At 68.2% G+C, this 17,175-nt stretch carries 13 protein-coding genes and 4 pseudogenes; 7 read left to right on the forward strand and 10 right to left on the reverse strand.

Annotated elements, in window-relative coordinates; translation table 11 throughout:
- Window positions 1-175: 175 nt before the first annotated feature.
- The 4 genes and pseudogenes from LE548_RS35575 to LE548_RS35590 form a co-directional block, all read left to right on the forward strand.
- Window positions 176-406: pseudogene (locus LE548_RS35575) on the forward strand (transposase); the annotation flags it as partial.
- A 29-nt stretch (window positions 407-435) separates the two neighbouring features.
- Window positions 436-786, forward strand: a complete 351-nt coding sequence (locus LE548_RS35580) for a hypothetical protein (RefSeq protein ID WP_225101155.1) — start codon at window positions 436-438, stop codon at window positions 784-786.
- 253 nt (window positions 787-1,039) lie between these two features.
- Window positions 1,040-1,612: a hypothetical protein gene (locus tag LE548_RS35585; RefSeq protein ID WP_225101156.1), complete on the forward strand. Its 573-nt coding sequence runs from the start codon at window positions 1,040-1,042 to the stop codon at window positions 1,610-1,612.
- Between the two features lie 342 nt (window positions 1,613-1,954).
- Window positions 1,955-3,325, forward strand: a complete 1,371-nt coding sequence (locus LE548_RS35590; RefSeq protein WP_225101157.1) for an AMP-binding protein — start codon at window positions 1,955-1,957, stop codon at window positions 3,323-3,325.
- 340 nt (window positions 3,326-3,665) lie between these two features.
- Here the strand turns inward: LE548_RS35590 and LE548_RS35595 are convergent, their stop codons facing one another.
- The 10 genes and pseudogenes from LE548_RS35595 to LE548_RS35630 all read right to left on the reverse strand — a co-directional run bounded on the left by LE548_RS35595 (window position 3,666) and on the right by LE548_RS35630 (window position 14,452).
- Entirely contained in the window at window positions 3,666-4,778 is a 1,113-nt protein-coding gene (locus LE548_RS35595) for an acyltransferase (RefSeq protein ID WP_225101158.1), read from the reverse strand.
- 371 nt (window positions 4,779-5,149) lie between these two features.
- Window positions 5,150-5,320: pseudogene (locus LE548_RS35600) on the reverse strand (transposase); the annotation flags it as partial.
- A gap of 299 nt (window positions 5,321-5,619) precedes the next feature.
- Window positions 5,620-5,949: a putative quinol monooxygenase gene (locus LE548_RS35605; RefSeq protein WP_225101159.1), complete on the reverse strand. Its 330-nt coding sequence runs from the start codon at window positions 5,947-5,949 to the stop codon at window positions 5,620-5,622.
- A gap of 82 nt (window positions 5,950-6,031) precedes the next feature.
- Window positions 6,032-6,610 carry a TetR/AcrR family transcriptional regulator gene (locus LE548_RS35610; RefSeq protein WP_225101160.1) on the reverse strand — a complete coding sequence of 193 codons (579 nt, stop codon included), beginning with the start codon at window positions 6,608-6,610 and terminating at the stop codon, window positions 6,032-6,034.
- Window positions 6,611-7,686: 1,076 nt separating this feature from the next.
- Entirely contained in the window at window positions 7,687-11,859 is a 4,173-nt protein-coding gene (locus LE548_RS35615; RefSeq protein ID WP_225101161.1) for a beta-galactosidase, read from the reverse strand.
- Between the two features lie 175 nt (window positions 11,860-12,034).
- Complete coding sequence (locus LE548_RS35620; RefSeq protein WP_225101162.1) at window positions 12,035-12,166, reverse strand: pyridoxamine 5'-phosphate oxidase family protein; 132 nt, start codon at window positions 12,164-12,166, stop codon at window positions 12,035-12,037.
- A gap of 57 nt (window positions 12,167-12,223) precedes the next feature.
- Complete coding sequence (locus tag LE548_RS46710) at window positions 12,224-12,634, reverse strand: hypothetical protein (RefSeq protein ID WP_374116218.1); 411 nt, start codon at window positions 12,632-12,634, stop codon at window positions 12,224-12,226.
- A gap of 30 nt (window positions 12,635-12,664) precedes the next feature.
- A pseudogene (locus tag LE548_RS46715) lies at window positions 12,665-13,474 on the reverse strand (FAD-dependent monooxygenase); the annotation flags it as partial.
- Window positions 13,475-13,527: 53 nt separating this feature from the next.
- Window positions 13,528-13,698 (reverse strand): annotated as a pseudogene (locus tag LE548_RS46720) (FAD-dependent monooxygenase); the annotation flags it as partial.
- A gap of 13 nt (window positions 13,699-13,711) precedes the next feature.
- A complete protein-coding gene (locus LE548_RS35630) occupies window positions 13,712-14,452 on the reverse strand; it encodes an alpha/beta hydrolase (protein ID WP_225101163.1) in 741 nt (246 codons plus the stop codon).
- Between LE548_RS35630 and LE548_RS35635 the strand changes: the two genes are divergently transcribed.
- The 3 genes from LE548_RS35635 to LE548_RS35645 all read left to right on the forward strand — a co-directional run bounded on the left by LE548_RS35635 (window position 14,451) and on the right by LE548_RS35645 (window position 16,766).
- Complete coding sequence (locus tag LE548_RS35635; RefSeq protein ID WP_225101164.1) at window positions 14,451-14,687, forward strand: hypothetical protein; 237 nt, start codon at window positions 14,451-14,453, stop codon at window positions 14,685-14,687. The two genes, LE548_RS35630 and LE548_RS35635, sit on opposite strands and share 2 nt — an antisense overlap.
- A gap of 303 nt (window positions 14,688-14,990) precedes the next feature.
- Window positions 14,991-16,076, forward strand: a complete 1,086-nt coding sequence (locus LE548_RS35640; RefSeq protein ID WP_225101165.1) for an alkene reductase — start codon at window positions 14,991-14,993, stop codon at window positions 16,074-16,076.
- A gap of 183 nt (window positions 16,077-16,259) precedes the next feature.
- Complete coding sequence (locus LE548_RS35645) at window positions 16,260-16,766, forward strand: MarR family winged helix-turn-helix transcriptional regulator (RefSeq protein WP_225101183.1); 507 nt, start codon at window positions 16,260-16,262, stop codon at window positions 16,764-16,766.
- Window positions 16,767-17,175 lie beyond the last annotated feature (409 nt).

Below are 17,175 nucleotides of genomic sequence, written 5' to 3' on the forward strand. Positions count from 1 at the left end.
GTGGAGTTGGTCGAGCGGACCGCGGCTGGGATGGTCACGATGCATGCGCGGGCCCGCTCGGCGGGTGCGCACTGTCCGCATTGCGGTAGTGCGTCGGTCCGGGTGCACGGCCGGTACATGCGACGGCTTGCGGATGCTGCGGTCGGTGGCTGTACCGGAAGATCTTGTGGGTGAGATCCGCGTGCTCGGTGTCGACGATTTCGCGCTGCGTAAGGGCGACTCGTACGCCACGATCCTGGTGGATCTGGAGAAACGGCGTCCGGTGGACGTGCTGCCCGGCCGGGATGCCGAACCGCTGGCCGCATGGCTGCAAGCCCATCCGGAAGTGGAGATCATTTGCCGAGACCGGGCCGGGGCATATGCCGAGGGCGCCCGCACGGGAGCCCCACAGGCCCAGCAGGTCTCCTCCACACCCCGCCCATCGATCCACAACTCGTGACAATTACCCAGCCGTTGGCCGACAGGACCAGCCTGCTCGGGGTTCTGCTGGTCACCGTCCCTGCTCGCGGCATTGGATACTCGATCCGTCATATGATCGGCTTGCGGCTCGGCCGTTGCCGTGCGCGCCCACCTCAGAAGGCAGATCCCAGCGTGTTCCAGGAAACCCCGATATTCAACCGCCTTGTCGCAGAGCGCGGTGATGTGCCGGCGCAGGCCCGTGGTGAAGCCGACCGCGTACGCCATGAGCTGGCGCAGGTCTTGCCCTCTGCTGCCTGGCCTGTCGCCCACGTGCTCCGGCAGCAGCCCCAACTGCCCGGCGGGAACATCTCTTCCGCCGTCTTGTGAGACGTGTTCGCGCAGGCGGTGGTCGTCGGGCGGCAGTCCGTGCCCGGGGGCGGTCCGCCGTGAGCTCGCCATCAGGCACGGCCGCGGACCGGGCGTTGTCAGTGCCCCTTGCCATCATGTGGATACGACTGCGGGCTTCGGCCCGGGCCGTGGCCGGGTGGGTACCGGGTTGGCGAGCGTCAGATGCGGGGGAGAGGCGAGCGGCGTGGGGATGTCCAGCTGGTGGGCGGTGGGAGCGCTGAGGGACGAGACGGTGGCGGAGATCGCCTCGGTGGCGCTGCCGGCGATCAAGGAGATGGGGGAGCGCCCATCGGCACGGCAGGCCTGGTCGCGCTGGGAGAGGGATGCGGCCCGGGGTGGCGGCGCGGTGCCGCTGTCGCGGCCCGACGGCTATAGCACCGACGAGGCACTGCATCTGTACGGCATGGTCAACGCATCGCCCTTCGACGCCCTGGACGATTCGTGTGAGCTCCACGTCATGGAGTTGTGGGAGAGATTCGACGAGGCTGTCGAGCCGTACATCACCTCCGTGCGCAAGGACAATCCGGTGGCAGCCCTGTTCCACGGCCTGGGTCCGCGGCGAGCCCGCATGCTGCCGGGCTGGGCGGGCGACGCGGTGCTGACCGCAGCCGAGGTGCGCGACCGCCTGGAGACCGTCGAGTCCGTGTTCGCTCTGTCCGCAGCGGAGCGGGAGCAGGTGCTGGGCCGCATCGAAGACTGGCTGGGGGACGAGGATTCCGCTGATGTCCTCGACCGCCCGCTGCGGGTGTGGCAACAGGCCGCCGCGGCCGGCCTGGGGCTGCTGTCCTGCCGAGTCTGGTTCTGACTGCGCCCTCCTGCCGGTTCCCCCGTCGGGGACGAGGGCGGGGCTGCCGGCCGGGTGTACGACGTCCATGTCCGCGACGTCCTGCCCAAGGGAGTGGCATGGGCGCGCTTCGCCGGGACCGTCTTCGGAACGCGGCAAGCGCACCGCCGAGCTACGGCGGCGATCCCAGGCCGTTGTTGGTCGACCACACCGCTGCACCAGGCCGTTCCTCAGGTGATCCTCTACTGCCCGACACGGGAACGTATCCGGAACACTGGCGATCTGCCGGCGCAGGTAGGCACGGATCGCGCGGGACGAGTACGCACGGTCGGCGAAACATGCCACCAGGAAGGAGTCTGCACCATGCTGGACGGCTGTACCCCGCTCCTGCCCGAGACCATCGGCCGCTACTACGACCGCGGTTACTACCAGGGCGTGGCCCTGCCCCAGCTCCTCGCCGAGCACGCCCGTACGTACGCCACCCGCACCGCCCTCGTCCATGGAGATCGTCGCCTCACCTACCGCGAACTGAACCGCCGTGTCGACCGCGTGGCTGCCGGGTTCACGCTCCGGGGCATCCGGCCCGGCGACCGGGTCATCGTCCAGCTCCCGAATGTGCCCGAGTTCGTCATCACCGTCTACGCCCTCATGCGTGCCGGCGCCCTCCCCGTGTTCGCTCCCACCTCTCAGCGCGCCGACGAGATCGGATATCTCGCCCACATCGCGGAAGCCGCCGCCTACATCGGCCCCAGCCTCCACCGCGGCTTCGACCATGCCAACATGGCCGCGGAGATCAGCTACGACCATCCGCGTCTGCGCCGTGCCTTCATCCTCGACGGTCCCGACGGCGCCCAAGGAGGCTTCGCCACATCTCCCAGCGGATGTCTGTTCTTCCCGCTCCGCTCGGTGGACGCTCCGAGCGACCCGGACCGCACGTACAACCCCAACGACGTCGCGTTCTTCATGGCATCGGGCGGGAGCAAGTCCGCACCCAAGCTGGTCCCGCGCACACACAACGACTACGCCTACCAGACCCGAGCCGCAGCCGACCTGATCGACCTCGGTCCCGAAGACGTCTACCTCGCGGCCCTCCCGGCCGAGTCCAATGTCACCTTCGGCTGTCCCGGTATCGTCGGTACCCTCGCCACCGGCGGCACTGTCGTGCTGATCGACACCGCCGGCCCCGCCGATGCCTTGCGCGTGATCGAGACGGAGAAGGTCACCGTCACCTCCCTCGTCCCCGCTGTCGCGCAACTGTGGCTGGACACCTTCCGCCACGGTCAGTACAGCCTCTCCAGCCTGCGCCTCATGCAGGTCGGCGGCGCACGCCCCCATCCCGAAGTCTCGGCACGCATCCAGCGGGCCTTCGACTGCCGCCTCCAACAGATCTTCGGGATACCTGAGGGACTGCTCTCCCTCACCCGCCTCACCGACTCCGACGAGGTCATCCATCACACGCAGGGTCGCCCCCTCTCGCCCGGGGACGAGATTCGCATCACCGACTTGGACGGCACCGACGTACCGGCGGGCACTCCCGGTCAGCTCTGGACGCGCGGCCCCTCCACGCTGCGCGGCTACTACAAAGCCCCCGACCAGAACACCCGCGCCTTCACTCCCGACGGCTTCTACAAGACCGATCACATCGCCCGCCTCACCGAAGACGACAACCTCGTCATCGAAGGCCGCATGGACGCGCACTCGGGCCCCCGCGAGCCCCGGCATTCCATCCGCTGAAGCCGTCACATCGACCTCGACCGTCTCCGGGACTCCGTGCGGGGCTCGTGAAGCATCTCCTGGGTGTTCCCAATTCGCCCCGCGTCGTGCTGGGGCGCATGCCATCGTGAAGCGTCCGGCCCGCTGCTCTCCCTCGTAGGTGCAGGCCGGACGCACGTTCATCTCGGACCACAGGAGCCTGGCGGAAGCGTACGACGCCCACCGCCACGACCTCGTCGACTTTGCGGGCGGCAGTGTTACCCGGGAGCTTCGGGACGTCCTGCTGGACACCGCCGCTTTTGCGCACAGCGGGACGCGGTCCGCGCCCAGGCATGCCGAGAATGGACTGCCTCCGTCGCCGTCACCGGGGGAGTCCGGCCCCGGTGCGCAGGCGACCTCGCGGTAGGACTTCGATCAAAGATCGCCACGACCTGTTCCGCTTGAACGGTATCTCGAAGATCTTGGAAAAGAGCCATGCCCCGAGCACTGAAACGGGCAGGGCCACTACGAGAGTGAACCAGAATACGGGCAGGCCAGGCGAGACAAAATGCGGGGCCACTCGGCGAATTACGGTCATGACGATCGGCAGATGGATCAGGTAGAGACTGTAGGAGAAGCTACCGAGGCTCCGAATGGGGCGCGTGGTCAGAAGCCGTATCAGGATGGCGGGTCGGCCGGTGGCAACTGCGGCGAGCAGCATCGTCATGGCGGGAGCGATGGCGAGATCTATCCAGAAGTAGTGGTTCACCGTCCAAACAGAACCCTGCATGACGCTGAGAGCCAGGACGGGCAGGGCGGCCAGGACAGCCAACCATCCCCAGGGCAGGCTTCGAACTCTGTCAGACGCGACGACGATGCCTGCGCCTACCAGGCCTGCGACGAACACGGGAGCGAGATGTGGGGCGAGCCAGTTGTCGCCCTCCACGGGGGATGCGCCCGCTGCCATCAGGCCACGAGCGATCACTGGAAGTGTCACGCACGCGACCAGGACCGCCGCGCTCGACCGCCGCCGAATAAGGAGGAGAAGAGGGAAGAGGAGATAGAGTTCGGCTTCCACTCCGATCGACCAGAATGCGCCGTTCGGTGTCGGAGCGATGAAGACGTCCTGTGCAACGAGGCCATACACCAGAATTGACGTTCCGGTAGGCGATCCGGAGTGCGAAGCCGGCACCAGTGACCAGGAAATGGTCAGACTCAAGGTGAGTGCTGCCCAATATGGAGGCAGGATGCGCCAGGCGCGACGGCGCAGAAACTGGCTGACACCACCCGACCGCCAGCCGTGACGCGCCGGAGAGATCGCCAGGGAGAATCCCGACAGCACCAGGAAGAAGACGACGGCAAGGCGCCCGAACATCAGTCCTTCCAGCCACGGAGGCGCCGAACTGTCGGGGTACCCCGGGAAGGTGTACAGCCAGCAGTGGAACAGGACCACATACAGGGCAGCCAGGCCGCGGAGACCATCCAGGCCCAGCACTTGCCGACGGACCCGTGCTCCGCCCGTCGTAGCCTCCTGCCCCGTTGGAGTGGTCAAGTCGAGCGAACTGCCGACCGTACGACTCGAATCCACTGGAATCGTTCGATCCTTCCTCTGAGCCCGCGATCTACCGTGCGCCGCCGACGACTTGGGAGGCGCAGCACCCATGCGACCTGCGACATGCGTGTGCCCGCCGACCCGTTTCCCTGGCGGCACGGCGGGCGGCACAGCGCCACTCGCCGTGACTGGTACGTGGCATCCGGCTCAGAGGTTCAACAAACAGGCCGACATGGTCCTCATCTGGCCAGGGTGGAGGGACCTGCGCTCATGCAGAGGGGAGTCCAGCTGGGCAGCTTTCCTGAGCACTGTCGGGTGTTCATGCGGGCGAAGGTGCGCTCGACACGGGCCCTGACCTTGCGGTGAGAGGCATAGTGCTCCTCTTTCCAGTCGGGGAGGTCGGCCTGGCCGCGCTCGTGACGGTGCGGGATGACCAGGCCGGTGCCCCGGTATCCGCCATCGGCGATCACCCTGGCACGGCCGACGGGGCCGGGCCCTGGCGCAAACCGAGGTGGGCTCAGCCCGGTGAACGGGGCTGTCCAGGAGGGCTCCGACGCCATGATCACACCAGACACGACAAGACCAGAAGCAGCAGGTGGGGTTTCGGTCCAACGGTGGTACAGGTCGGCGTGGCCGTGGACACCCGTGGTGGCGGCGGCCTGTCCGTTTACAGGGACCACGGATCGACGAATCGACAAGGCGGCTTCGGCCGGCGCCGACCGGGGCGTCGTCGATCTGCAGGACACCGTCGCACCCGAGGACAAGGGCGACGCCCGGCACAGCGCTACCGCCTGGCTGGCCCAGGGCAGCCGATGCCGGCGGTCGGCACCTTGGCGGCGATGACGTCCGTGGTCTCGATGACTGGTGGCACGGCGAAGTGCTCGGGATGGGCCGCCAACCGTGCGCGGCCTGCCTCCAGGTGGTCCTGGCGGGCGGCTTCGTCGAGGAAGGCATCGACGACGGCATAGGTGGTCGGGCCCAGGCGGAGGGCCATCCATACGACCGTGCCGGGCTCCGCCTCGACCTGCGGCAGGGCCGACTTCAGCTGTGCTTCGACGGCGGCCTGGTGGCCGGGCTTGACCTCTATACGTACGAAGAATCCGATGTTGACCACGACTACCACCTCTGTGGTGTGGTGAGAGTGTGCCCGTTCCGGCACGGGCTGGATGGTGTTCTCAGCAGGGGCTTGGACGGTGTTACAGCGCCGCGATCGCCGCGGCGACGATCCGCGTCAGGCGTTCGGGGCCGTCGGCGGTCCTGGCCAGCACATGCATGCCGATGATGGTGGCCAGCAACCCGCTCGCGATCTCCTGCGGATCGCGACGCGAGTCGATCTCCCCGGTGCGCAGGCCCTCCTCGACCGCCGCCAGCAGCGCGCCTTCAATCCGGTCGAACACGCCTCGGATCACAGCGGCTGCCTCCTCGCCTGCGCCGGTAAGTTCGGCCGACGTGTTCACGGCCATACAGCCGCGTAGATACGGGTCCGTGAGATCGAACTGCGCCAGATCCCGCAGCGCGGTTCGGAGCTTGTCCTTGACCGGACCCGACCCCCGCAACCGCTCCGTCAGTGCGGCCACCTGGGCGTCGCCGTACCGTCGCAGTGCGAGCAGGAAAAGCTGCCGCTTGCTCCCGAAGGCGTGATACAGGCTCCCCTTGCCGATACCCAGAGCGTCCACCAGGTCCTGCGGCGTGGTTGCGGCATACCCCTTGCGCCAGAAGACTTCCATAGCCTCGCCAACGGCGGCTTGTGGATCGAACTGCTTGGGCCTGCCCATGAGTGGGAGGCTAGCCAATTCTGTACTTCGGGGTCAAGAACCTGCTCACATGCGAGCGCGAGTCTCTCGGTGGCAAGAAGGGTGCCGGGGTGTCCTCAGCGCCGAGCGGAGGTACGCGTTGCCGGCGCCGCAATCACCCCGTGGGGCACCGCCAGGGGTGCCGCGGTGACCCGTAGGACCTCATCGCGCCCCGAGCGGAGGTCGCCCCGCACGGTGTCATGGCTGATGAGGAGCGGCGTGTAATGTCTTCGTCGGCGTGGAGGCGTTCCCAGGCTCCGCAGCGGGGCCCGGGCCCCGGTCGGGGAGCTGGTCCGGTGGCACGCGCCGTCGGTACGCATCGAGATGGAGAAGGCGGCCTCCTCGCGAGGCAGCTGAAGACCATCAGGTGCGCGGATGACCCGGTGGCTCGGGTACCCCAGCGCCGCAATGAACGGGACGGCTGCAACGGAGCACTGCACGCCGGGCTTCGGTGTCGTGTGACCGCCAAGGCGAAGTACATGCTCACCACGAACCACTGCGCCGTCGACGTACCGGCGGGCAAACCGATCAGAGCCGGGGACCACCACGCCCAGCGGCAGGAGCCGATCAGCACAGCGTGGTTCAGCTACAGCCCGTACGAATCGAGGCCCGTGCCCTGGGTGGCAACCTCCACGGGCCGCCACGGTCCGGGACAAGCCTCGGACCTCGCGCTCATCCCGACCCTCGGTGCCCGGCCCGCTGTTGTACGAGCCAGGATCCGGGAATCTGGCGGAGCGTGGCGAACGGCCTCGGGCTTTCGAGCCGCAGTCCGGTCTCGATGCCGCGACGGCCGAAGGAGTCAGCAGGAAGCCGAGTGGGCAGCCGTCACTACCTGCTTCGCGTTTGCTCCACGGCGCCGTCGTCGAAAACCGCCGTCCCCAGGACGGTGCCCCCTTGGGCTCCGCGTGTCCGGGTCCCTGAGCCGGAGACGGAGTGGGCTGGAGCAAGCCGTTGGAGTTGTCCTTCGCGTCAGATCGCCGGGGCCGACGGGACCCCCTTTGAACGCCTGCGACAGAAGATCCGGGACCCACTGTCGCAGGCGTCCGTCAGCTGCACATCTAGCCGCACGTCAGCGTCGGCATCGCCCAGTCTCCGTGGTCGTTGCCATTGCCGTCGCCGGCGTCACCGACCTTGAGGTCGACCACTTGGGCGCCGCTGACGTCGACGTCGATCGGCACCGCGGCCTGTTTGCCGCGGAGCGTCGGCGTGGTCACCAAGGTCTTGCCGTCGGCGATCACGGAGAACGTCACCGTTCCCGCACCGCCTGTCTCGTCGTCGACACCGACGTCCGCCGTCAACCGGGAGCACTGTCCGGCGAGGTAGAGCTCGACGTCGCTGACCGCATTGGTGCCCAGGCCCTTGGCGTAACCGACTCCGGCGATACTGATCGGACGACCGTCCCCGGCCGCCTGTTCGCCGACGCTGGTGTCGCGCTCCACCGGACCCCACCCGTTGGTGGACGACAGGAACGGCAGGTCGCTCACAGCGCTCTTCCCGGCCGGCGGAGCCGGCGGGATCCCGCCGACGATGCGCTCGTCACCGCCGGAGGCCTGCCGTCCGTTCTGCAGGTAGTGCACCCTGGCGGTGAGTGCCGAGGCGGAGGGCAGCTTCCCGGCCGGCGGCTGGACCTTCCAGGTGAAGGTGGCCGATTCGCCGGGTTGCACGCGCTTGACCGACGTGGGGCTCGTGGCGCTCACGATCCAGCCATCGGGTGCGGAGAGCGAGGCCGTCAGTCGGGATGCGGACGGCCGGTCCTTCGGTACCCGCACCGTCGCCTCGGCCGTGAAGGCCTGTGCCGACTGAGCGGTGTCCGGCACGTCCAGGGTGACATCCGCTCCCGGACGCTTCGGCATCGCGTACGTCCGGTGGTCGTAGCGGGGGCTGTCGTTCGGCGCGACGCGCAGGGACGAGGCGTAGCTGCCGTAGTCGGTGAGCGAGACCTTGCCGAGCCCGCCGGTGCTGCCGTCCAGATTCCACACGGCGATGGCGATGCTGTTCCGGCCGTTCGGATTCAGGATGCCGTTGGGCACCGGGAAGGTGTGCTGCGGGCCGAGGTAGTTGACGTAGTTGCCGACCTGCCAGCCGTTCACGAAGATCGTGGCACGGTACTTGCGTGACGGGTCGTCGGTGAACGTCAGCCCGAGCGAGGTGTCCTGGCCGTGCGGCAGGTCCAGGGTGACGTCGGTGCGGTACCAGGAGACCCCGGGGCGTGTGTCTGTCGTCGGAAGGGACACCTGGTTCCAGTTGCCGTCCGGGTAGCCCGGCAGTGACCAGCCGGCCCGTTCGCCGTACAGGCCGCCGGTCGAGAGCGGGCCGCGCACCGGGTCCTGCAGGTCCTCGCCACCCCGAACGCCCTGCAACCGCCAGGTGACGGAGGTCAGCGGTGCCCCGACGAGGGAGGCGCTGGTGAGGCCGCGCGCGGTCTTGTTGCCGTTGGTCGAGTTGTAGTCCTCCTCGTGCCCCATGTTCACGGTGAGCACGGATATGACGTTGTCGCCCTTCGACTTCACCGAACCGGCCGGGAAGGTGAAGTCGGCGCTGCCTGTGGTGGAGCTGCCCAGGAAGGTGCCGCCCAGCCAGGCGGAGAACGCCTGCGCGTTTCCGCCGGAGTCCGAGACCAGGTGGATGCCGGTCTCCTTGCCGGTGGCGCGGAAGCGGCCGCGGTACCACGTGTTGCCGGTGTGGAACCCGTAGTCGTCCGCGTGGAGCACAGGCAGCGAGTTGATGCCGGAGACGCTGTTGGTGGTCGTCTTGTCGGCCACCTGCCAACTGGAGTCGTCGAAACCGGGGGTCGCTTCGGGGGACTCCTCGGCGTGCTTCCAGTTCGTCAGCGTCGGCAGGTGTACCGGGGCAGCCATCGGGATCTTCCCGGCGAGGCTTCCTGCGCCGGTGGCCTGGGTGTCCAATGCCTTGCCGTTCCAGGTGACGTGGTCGGCGGAGGTGAACACCTCGATGTTCTTGTCATCGGCGTTGTCGCCGGCGAGCGCCACGGTGTGGCCGTCGTCCAGGCTGGTCGCCGTCCGCAGCAGGTGGGTGCCGCGCACCAGCACCGGGCCGGTCGCCGTGTCCTGACGCCAGAAGGTCTTCGCCGTGGCCTTGTCGCCGACGAGCAGCAGCAGCGGGCGCTTTTCGCCGCCGCTGATGCCGATGCGGATCAGGCCCTTGTGCGTGTAGTTCAGCCGCAGGTCACCGGTGGCCGCGTCCCAGGTGGTCGTGACCGTGCCGCCGCTGCTGGTCACGGTGGGCTTGGAGGAGTAGCGCAGCACGGTCTCGCCGTCGCTGTCCGAGTCTCCGTACAGTACGGCGACGTCCCGGTTGCCGATGGTCGCGTGGGTCATGATCTCCGACGTCGAGTACTGCAGCTGTGAATCCCCGAGCCGGTAGTTCGCCACGATCACGTGCGAGTCGCGCCCGTCGAGGGTGATCGCCGTGCCCGGCTGCTGCGGCACGATGGGGTAGGTCGGCGTCGTGTTGGCGGCCGTCGATACGTCGATGGCGTCGATGGACACGTAGTTGTCCGTGGACCCTGAGCTGTGGTTCCCGTTGACGACGATCTTCAGTGTGTGTGCTCCGGACGTCAGCCCGGTCTTCTGGAAGATCACCGCCTGGTTCTCGCCGCCGGAGTCGTCGACCGTCGCGACCTTGGTGCCGTCGAGGAAGACGTCGGCGTAGCCGTGGTTGTTGGTCTTCGGGCCGATCCAGCGGATCGCGGTGCCGTCGAAGGGGACGGTGAGCGAGTCACCGGCCTTGTTGGAGAACGACTCGGTGTGCTTGTAGTCGCCGCCGGTGTAGCTCTGGTCGGCCACGTGCGACCACGAACCGGCGTACTGCAGCGCGGAGTCGGGGTCATCCCAGGTGTAGGTGGTGTCCGCGGACGGCTGGGCGTTGAAGTCCAGCGAGATGTGGGTCTTGTCGACCGACGTGGACGTGGAGTTCCCGTGCCGCAGGACGTGGAACTGGGTCTTGGTGTCGGGGTTCATCCGAGCGGTGTCGACGACCGCGGAGCCGTCCGGCGGCGTGGACCTGATCGCCTCGGTCTTGGTCAGCGGGTCGACCGACTGCGTGAAGTACCCGATCAGTTTGTCCTCGTAGTACTTCGGATCGAGCTGACGGTTCTCGCGGATCGCGGCCCCGTAGTCGTACGACGTGTAGTTCTCCGGCATGCCCAGCCAGCCCCAGTTGGTGCCGCCGTAGGTCATGTAGAAGCTCTGCGCGGTGGCGCCGACGGCTATGTTCTGCTTGTAGAACACGTTGGCGAACTGGTCGTTGATCAGCTGGGCGCACTTGTCGTAGCCCGGCCCGCCCCAGGGGTCGAAGGCGCCACCCTGGAACTCCGGCGAGTACAGCGGCTTGCCGGCCGGGTGGTCGTAGCTGATGTCGGGGACGCCGTTCCACTTCGAGGGGTTCGAGCAGTTGAAGCCCTGCGGGTAGGAGTCCGGTCCGTCGACGTCCAGGGCGCCGGTACCGGAGTTGAAGGTGCCGTTGTTGTTGCCGGTCAGCGGTACCGTGATGCCGTCGGCGCGGGCCTTGTCCTCCAGGTGCTTCATGTAGGAGCGGCCGGCGGCCGAGCCGTTGTAGTACTCGTTCTCGACCTGGTAGGCGATGACGGACCCGGTGCCGTTGGTCAGCTGGTGTCGGGCGATGATCCGGTCGATCTGGGTCAGCCACTCGTCCGCGTACTTCAGGAACTGAGGGTCGTCACTGCGGTTGTGCCCGGCCTTGGTGGTCATCCAGCCGGGCAGACCGCCGCTGTCGACCTCCGCGTTGATGTACGGTGCCGGGCGCGCGATCACGTAGAGCCCGGCCTCCTCGGCCATATCGAGCAGCTTGTCGACGTCACGCACCCCGCTGAAGTTGTACGCACCCGGCTTCGGCGAGTGGTATCCCCAGTCGAAGTACAGCGAGGTGGAGTTGAACCCGGCGGCCTTCATCTTCTGGAAGATGTCGCGCCACAGGTCCGGACTCGGGAGCCGGAAGTAGTGGAACTCGCCGGACCACAGGTAGGTGCGCTTGCCGTCGACGAGGAATGAATAGCCGTCGAGACTCACCGTGTGCGCCCGCGGACCGGCGGCGGACGCGGTGGCGGGTGCCTGCCCGCCGACGTCCTGCGCCACGGCGGGCGCGGTCGTGCCCGCGGCCAGGGCGACGGTCGCGGCCGTCGCGAGCACTGGCCTCCACCACCGACGGCGACCGGGTCTTGCAGCTTCTGAACCGAACCGATTACTCCGCACTGCGGCCTCCATACCGCCTGAGCAATCAACATCAAACAGACTCAGGCAAAGTCGAACAGTAAAGGGGCGCAAGGAGCAACACAATGGGGCGGGAGAAGACGGTCGAGGCCGCAGGGGATTGAAAACTGTACGCACCGCTGACCGCTGACCGCTGACCACTCGTCACCGGACACGGTCACCGAACGGCACGGGTGGGGCGTGAGGTCACGACCGGGGTGACGTCGGGCTGCCGGTCTGCCGAGACGGTCGCGACGCGGGCCAGGTGTTGCGCGCGGATGTAGGCGATCTCTTCTTCGGTGAAGGACATGGTGGGGGTCGTCCTTTCGTCAGGGGGAGGAGTGAGCGGCCAGGTGGACGCGTGCTGTCAGGAGCCGCCCCAGTCGGTCAGTGCCGCTATGACCTGGTGGGCGTCCGCTGTGTTCCACGCGCGGGCGAGGTGTCCGTCGGGCCGTACCAGCGCGGCCGCCAATCCGGACCAGGGCCTGGCGGGAACCACCTCTACCGTCGGCGAGCCCAGCGCGTCGAACTCGTCGGCTGGGGTGAAGTCCACCAACAGGAAGCGATCGACGCGCAGTCGGCGCAGCAGTGTGTCCCCGTCCGGCAGGTGCAGGTCCGGCACGCGGTGCCCGTCCAGCGGGTGGCCCGCATCGGGGGTGTCGTAGGAGACGCTGAGCCCTGACAGCAGTCCGGCCAGGTGCGCGTTGGTCTCCGGACGGGCGAGCAGCGTGCTCATCAGCTCGCGCATTGCCGCGCCTTGGGGGGTGAACGTGGTCATCAACGCGGTCTGGGCCTGCGTGTTCTGCGCCAGTGACTCGGCCACCGGGCGGCGTTCACGGTCGTAGGAGGCTGCGCCGCCGGTGATCAGGGGTGTGGCCCGGCCCTTGACCTCGGCCGCGAGCTTCCATGCGAGGTTGACGGCGTCCTGCATGCCGACGTTGACTCCCTGGCCACCCGCCGGAAAGTGCACGTGCGCGGCATCACCGGCCACGAAGACACGGCCGGCCCGGTACTGGCTGGCGTGGCGGGTGGTGTTGCCGGCCGTGGAGATCCACACCGCGCTGCGCAGCCCGTAGTCGGTGCCGACGATGCGCTTGAGGATGCCGCGCAGGTCCTCGACGGTGAGCGGCTGGCTCCGCCGGGCGGCGACCTGCTCGGGCGTCAGGCCGGTGTCCTCGGGCAGAACGCCGAACACGCGTTGGATGCCGTCGAAGAGCGGCACGACACCGACCCAGCCGTTCTCCTGATCCCAGACGTGAGCCGCGTGCTCCGGTGCCGCGTCCAAGTGGACGTCTGCAAGGTAGGACACCGTGTTGCCGGGCGTGCCGGGAAACTCGACGCCGGCCTGCTGGCGGACCTGGCTCCATGCGCCGTCGGCTCCGACCAGGTATCGGGCCGTGTGGACGGTGTCGCCTGCGCGCACGCGCACGCCGGTGTCGTCCTGCTCGAATCCGGTGACCTCCTGGCCGTAGTGCACCGGGATGCCGCGTGCTTCGACGAGCGAGGCGAGCACCCTCTCGGTGGTGGCCTGGGTGATCTGCAGGATGTAGGGGTGGGGGTGTCCAGCTCGGTGTAATTCAGCAGCTGCGGGAGCATGCCGAAGTGCGTCCGGGGCACCGTGTGGCCGTGCGACAGCAGAATGTCGGTGAGCGTGCGGCCGTCCTCGGCCCGCACGGTGGTGAGGACCTCCAGCGTGCGGGGATGCAGGACGGCGGCACGGGAGTTCTCGCTGCGCTCGGTGAGCCGCTCGAAGACCTCCACCTTCACCCCGGCCGAGGCCAGGAGCGCGGCGGTCAGCAGACCGACCGGGCCTGCGCCCGAGACGATGACGTCGGCGCTCATGGGTGCCCTCCGCTCACGATCGTGGGCACCGCTGCCGGGGCGGTTGCCCGCGCCGGTCGTATCGCTCTGGTCTCGCTGGTGCTGCGCACCGTCGGTGCCGGCCTCTGCATGTCACTCCTCTGACGTCCGTGGCCACGAGGCGCAGGGTCTCCTCGGGCATGGTGCCGGTGCTGTGCTGGCCGCCTATCGCCAGGACCGGGATCGTGAGCGGGCCCTCGTCGCGCCAGCGCAGAGCGTGCTCAGCGGACGTGTCGAGGGTGCGGTAGTACTCGAAGCTGGCGCGCAGCGCGGCCGGATCGCGCAGCTGGTCGACGTAGACGTCGATGGCCTGCTGCGGGATGGCGCCCGGGACGGCGGTCTTGGTCGTGAAGTTGTAGCCGAAGTAGATCTCCTCGCGGCCGGCGACTATGCGCTCGTTGATGTCCGTGAGGCGGTTGAAGGCGAAGTGCCACAGGAACTCGTTGGTCGCCGGGTCCGACATCAGCGGCGGGGACGGCGAGAGACCGGAAAGGATCGACTCGGCGCCGACGAGGCGGGTGACGCGTTCACGATGGCTCGCGGCCAGGGCGTAGCCGACCAGCATGCCCAGGTCATAGCCGACGACGGCGAAGCTCTCATGCCCCAGCTCGGTCATCAACTCCGCCATGTCGTCAGCGAGTGTGGCGGCGTCGTAACCGGTGGCGGGCTTGTCACTGGCGCCCATGCCCCGCAGGTCAGGGGCGATAACGGTGAAGTGCTCGGCCAGGGCGGGCATGACTTGGATTAACTATCCAGAGGAGCTGACCGCCACGCTGGACTCACTGGCCGGCCGACTGCTCGACCGCGCGCGCACGGAAGGCCTCGTCCATGGCGTCGTCACCTGGGGCGATCTGCTGCCGCTCATGTGCGGGATCGCCTTCGCCGCCAACGTCCACAGCGAAGACCGGTCGGCACGCCTGGAGTCCGGCCGCCGCTACCTGGGCGTGATGCTGCAGGGGATGCGCGGCTGAGCCCCTCTCGGGGGCTGGGGAGGAGCCGTGCCGACATTGAGCTGGACGTGGAGTCGAATCCACTTGATCCCCGCACGAAGTTGTTCGAGCAAGTAATGGCCTTGACCCGCCTTCTAGGTGACTTCTGCGCGCCTGCAAGCAACCGTACATCTGCACCTTTGCGCGGCACTTGCCATCCACGTGATGCGGCTCACATGCGCTTCCGGGAAGATCGGTTCGGGATTTAACTGTTCGGACAAGTAATGAGGTCGCGGGAAGCCGCGCCCCCGTCCACACAGCCCCATCGCCCGAAGAGAGATGACGATGTCGAAGGCATTCGAGCCCTACGAGCTGGGCGGCAAGCGCCTGGCCAACCGCCTGGTGATGGCACCGATGACCCGAAGCCGCGCCTACGGCCCCGGCCAGAGCCCCATGCCGTTGATGGCCGACTACTACGCGCAGCGCGCCTCCGCCGGGCTGATCGTCACCGAAGGTGTCCAGCCCTCCAGGGTCGGTCAGGGCTACCCCGACACCCCCGGCATCCACACCGCACAGCAGGTCGCTGCCTGGCGAAACGTGACTGACGCCGTACACGCCCAGGGCGGCGTGATCTATCTGCAGATCATGCACACCGGACGGGTCGGACACCCGGCGCTCATGGGCCTGCAGCCCGTCGGCCCCTCCGCCGTCCGGGCCGCCGGGCGGGTGTACACCCATGAAGGCCCCCAGGACTTCGTCACCCCGCATGAACTCACCGACGCGGAGATCCGCGCCACCATCGCGGACTTCGCTGCCGCCGCGCGCAACGCCGTCGAGGCGGGTTTCGACGGCGTCGAGCTGCACGGCGCCAACGGCTACCTCATCCACCAGTTCCTCGCCCCGAACAGCAACCAGCGCACCGACGAATGGGGCGGCAGCCCCGAGCAGCGCATCCGCTTCGCCGTGGAGACCGCCAAGGCCGTCGCCGAGGCAGTCGGCGCGGACAAGGTCGGCTTCCGCATGTCTCCGGGCAACCGCTACAACGACATCGACGAGTCCGACACCGCCGACGCCGAGGCCACCTACGCCGCCCTGGTCGAGGCCCTCGCCCCGCTGAGCCTCGCCTACCTGCACCAGATGGAAGCCCCCGGCGCGCGCGATCTGACGCTCCGGCTGCGCAAGGCATGGCCCACGGCCTTCATCCTCAACCCCTTCACCGGCCAGGAGCCCACCGGACCAGCCGAGTTGGAGCTCATCGAGGACGGCACCACCGACCTGGTCGCCTACGGAGCCCTCTTCCTCGCCAACCCCGACCTGCCCGCCCGACTGGCCCAGGGCGGCCCGTTCAACGCGCCCGATCCGGCCACCTTCTACGGCGGGGACGAGAAGGGGTTCACCGACTACCCGACGCTGGAGGAAGCCCGCGCCTGACGCTTCGGCGACAGACCCAAGCCCACCGGACATGCCGCACCTGAGCAGCACATACCCTGCCCTCAGGATGCGGACCTGAGGGCTGTCCGCGGCGGTCGGCCCAGCACCGGCCGCCGCAGACATGCGCTGCAAGCACGGCCGCACGTTGAGAAGGCAGAGGGAAGCACCGTGGAATCCGAGGCAATGCCCCAGGCCCCCGCGACCGGGGAACTCCCCGAGGCTGCACGCCGCGGACCGATCAGCCATGCGATCTTCCGGGTGGCCCGTCTGCACCGCATGCTCGCCGGCCAGCTGCTGCGCGAGGTCGGCCTGCACCCGGCCCAGGAACTCGTCATGATGCAGCTGTGGGACCGCGGCCGGATGCGCCAGACCGACCTGGCCCGGCACGTCGGCGCCGACGCTGCCACCATGACCCGCACCATCCAGCGTCTGGAGAAGGCCGGTTTCGTGCGCCGCGTGCGCTCCACCAGCGACAAGCGTTCCGTCCTGGTCGAACCCACTGCCGCCAGCCAGGCCCTGCGCCGACAGGTCGAAGACCTCTGGGCCCGCCTGGAGGACTACGTGGCCGGCGGTCTCACCGGTGCTGAACTCAGTGAGACCCTCGCCGTCCTCGAACGCCTCGAAGCCAACCTCGCCACCCACATCAGCGACGCCGAACCGCCCTCGCCTGCCTCTGCACCCGACGCCTGACCGGGCGATCGATGGCGGGGCCCAGCAGGAGCCCTCGGAAAGTCTGCGGTGTGGCGTCACATGATGTGACGCCAGCTGCACGGTGCCGAGGGTCGAGAACCTTCATCTATCGACCGTTGGACAAACGCACGGACGCCTGCACCGAACACAGCCCTCAGCCCATTACGACGAGAACCGGTCTGATCCTCCTCGCGGGCCCATTCATGAGCAAGGCAAGCCGGCGACCGTCACCACATGTCTCATGAGACACGTCAAAGTCTGGAGAAGGACGGCTTCCGGCCCGGCGACAGGGTGCCACGACAGGTGCGGGCCGGGCGTGCACCCGTGCCGTGCCCGGTACCCCGTGCTGGTGAGGTATGTCGGCGGCTTCGGCGTGCTGTGCCCCGACGAAGCGTAAGCGCACCAGGTC

The organism is Streptomyces sp. CoH27, assembly GCF_020181035.1.
Classification (GTDB): Bacteria; Actinomycetota; Actinomycetes; order Streptomycetales; family Streptomycetaceae; genus Streptomyces; species Streptomyces camelliae.

Excerpts from the sequence above, each read along its gene's own strand:
- LE548_RS35610 (WP_225101160.1), bottom strand. The coding sequence starts at position 6,610 with ATGGGCAGGCCCAAGCAGTTCGATCCACAAGCCGCCGTTGGCGAGGCT.
- LE548_RS35640 (WP_225101165.1), top strand. The coding sequence starts at position 14,991 with ATGTCGAAGGCATTCGAGCCCTACGAGCTGGGCGGCAAGCGCCTGGCC.
- LE548_RS35620 (WP_225101162.1), bottom strand. The coding sequence starts at position 12,166 with ATGTCCTTCACCGAAGAAGAGATCGCCTACATCCGCGCGCAACACCTG.
- LE548_RS35630 (WP_225101163.1), bottom strand. The coding sequence starts at position 14,452 with ATGCCCGCCCTGGCCGAGCACTTCACCGTTATCGCCCCTGACCTGCGG.
- LE548_RS46710 (WP_374116218.1), bottom strand. The coding sequence starts at position 12,634 with ATGACCACGTTCACCCCCCAAGGCGCGGCAATGCGCGAGCTGATGAGC.
- LE548_RS35635 (WP_225101164.1), top strand. The coding sequence starts at position 14,451 with ATGACTTGGATTAACTATCCAGAGGAGCTGACCGCCACGCTGGACTCA.
- LE548_RS35590 (WP_225101157.1), top strand. The coding sequence starts at position 1,955 with ATGCTGGACGGCTGTACCCCGCTCCTGCCCGAGACCATCGGCCGCTAC.
- LE548_RS35645 (WP_225101183.1), top strand. The coding sequence starts at position 16,260 with ATGCCCCAGGCCCCCGCGACCGGGGAACTCCCCGAGGCTGCACGCCGC.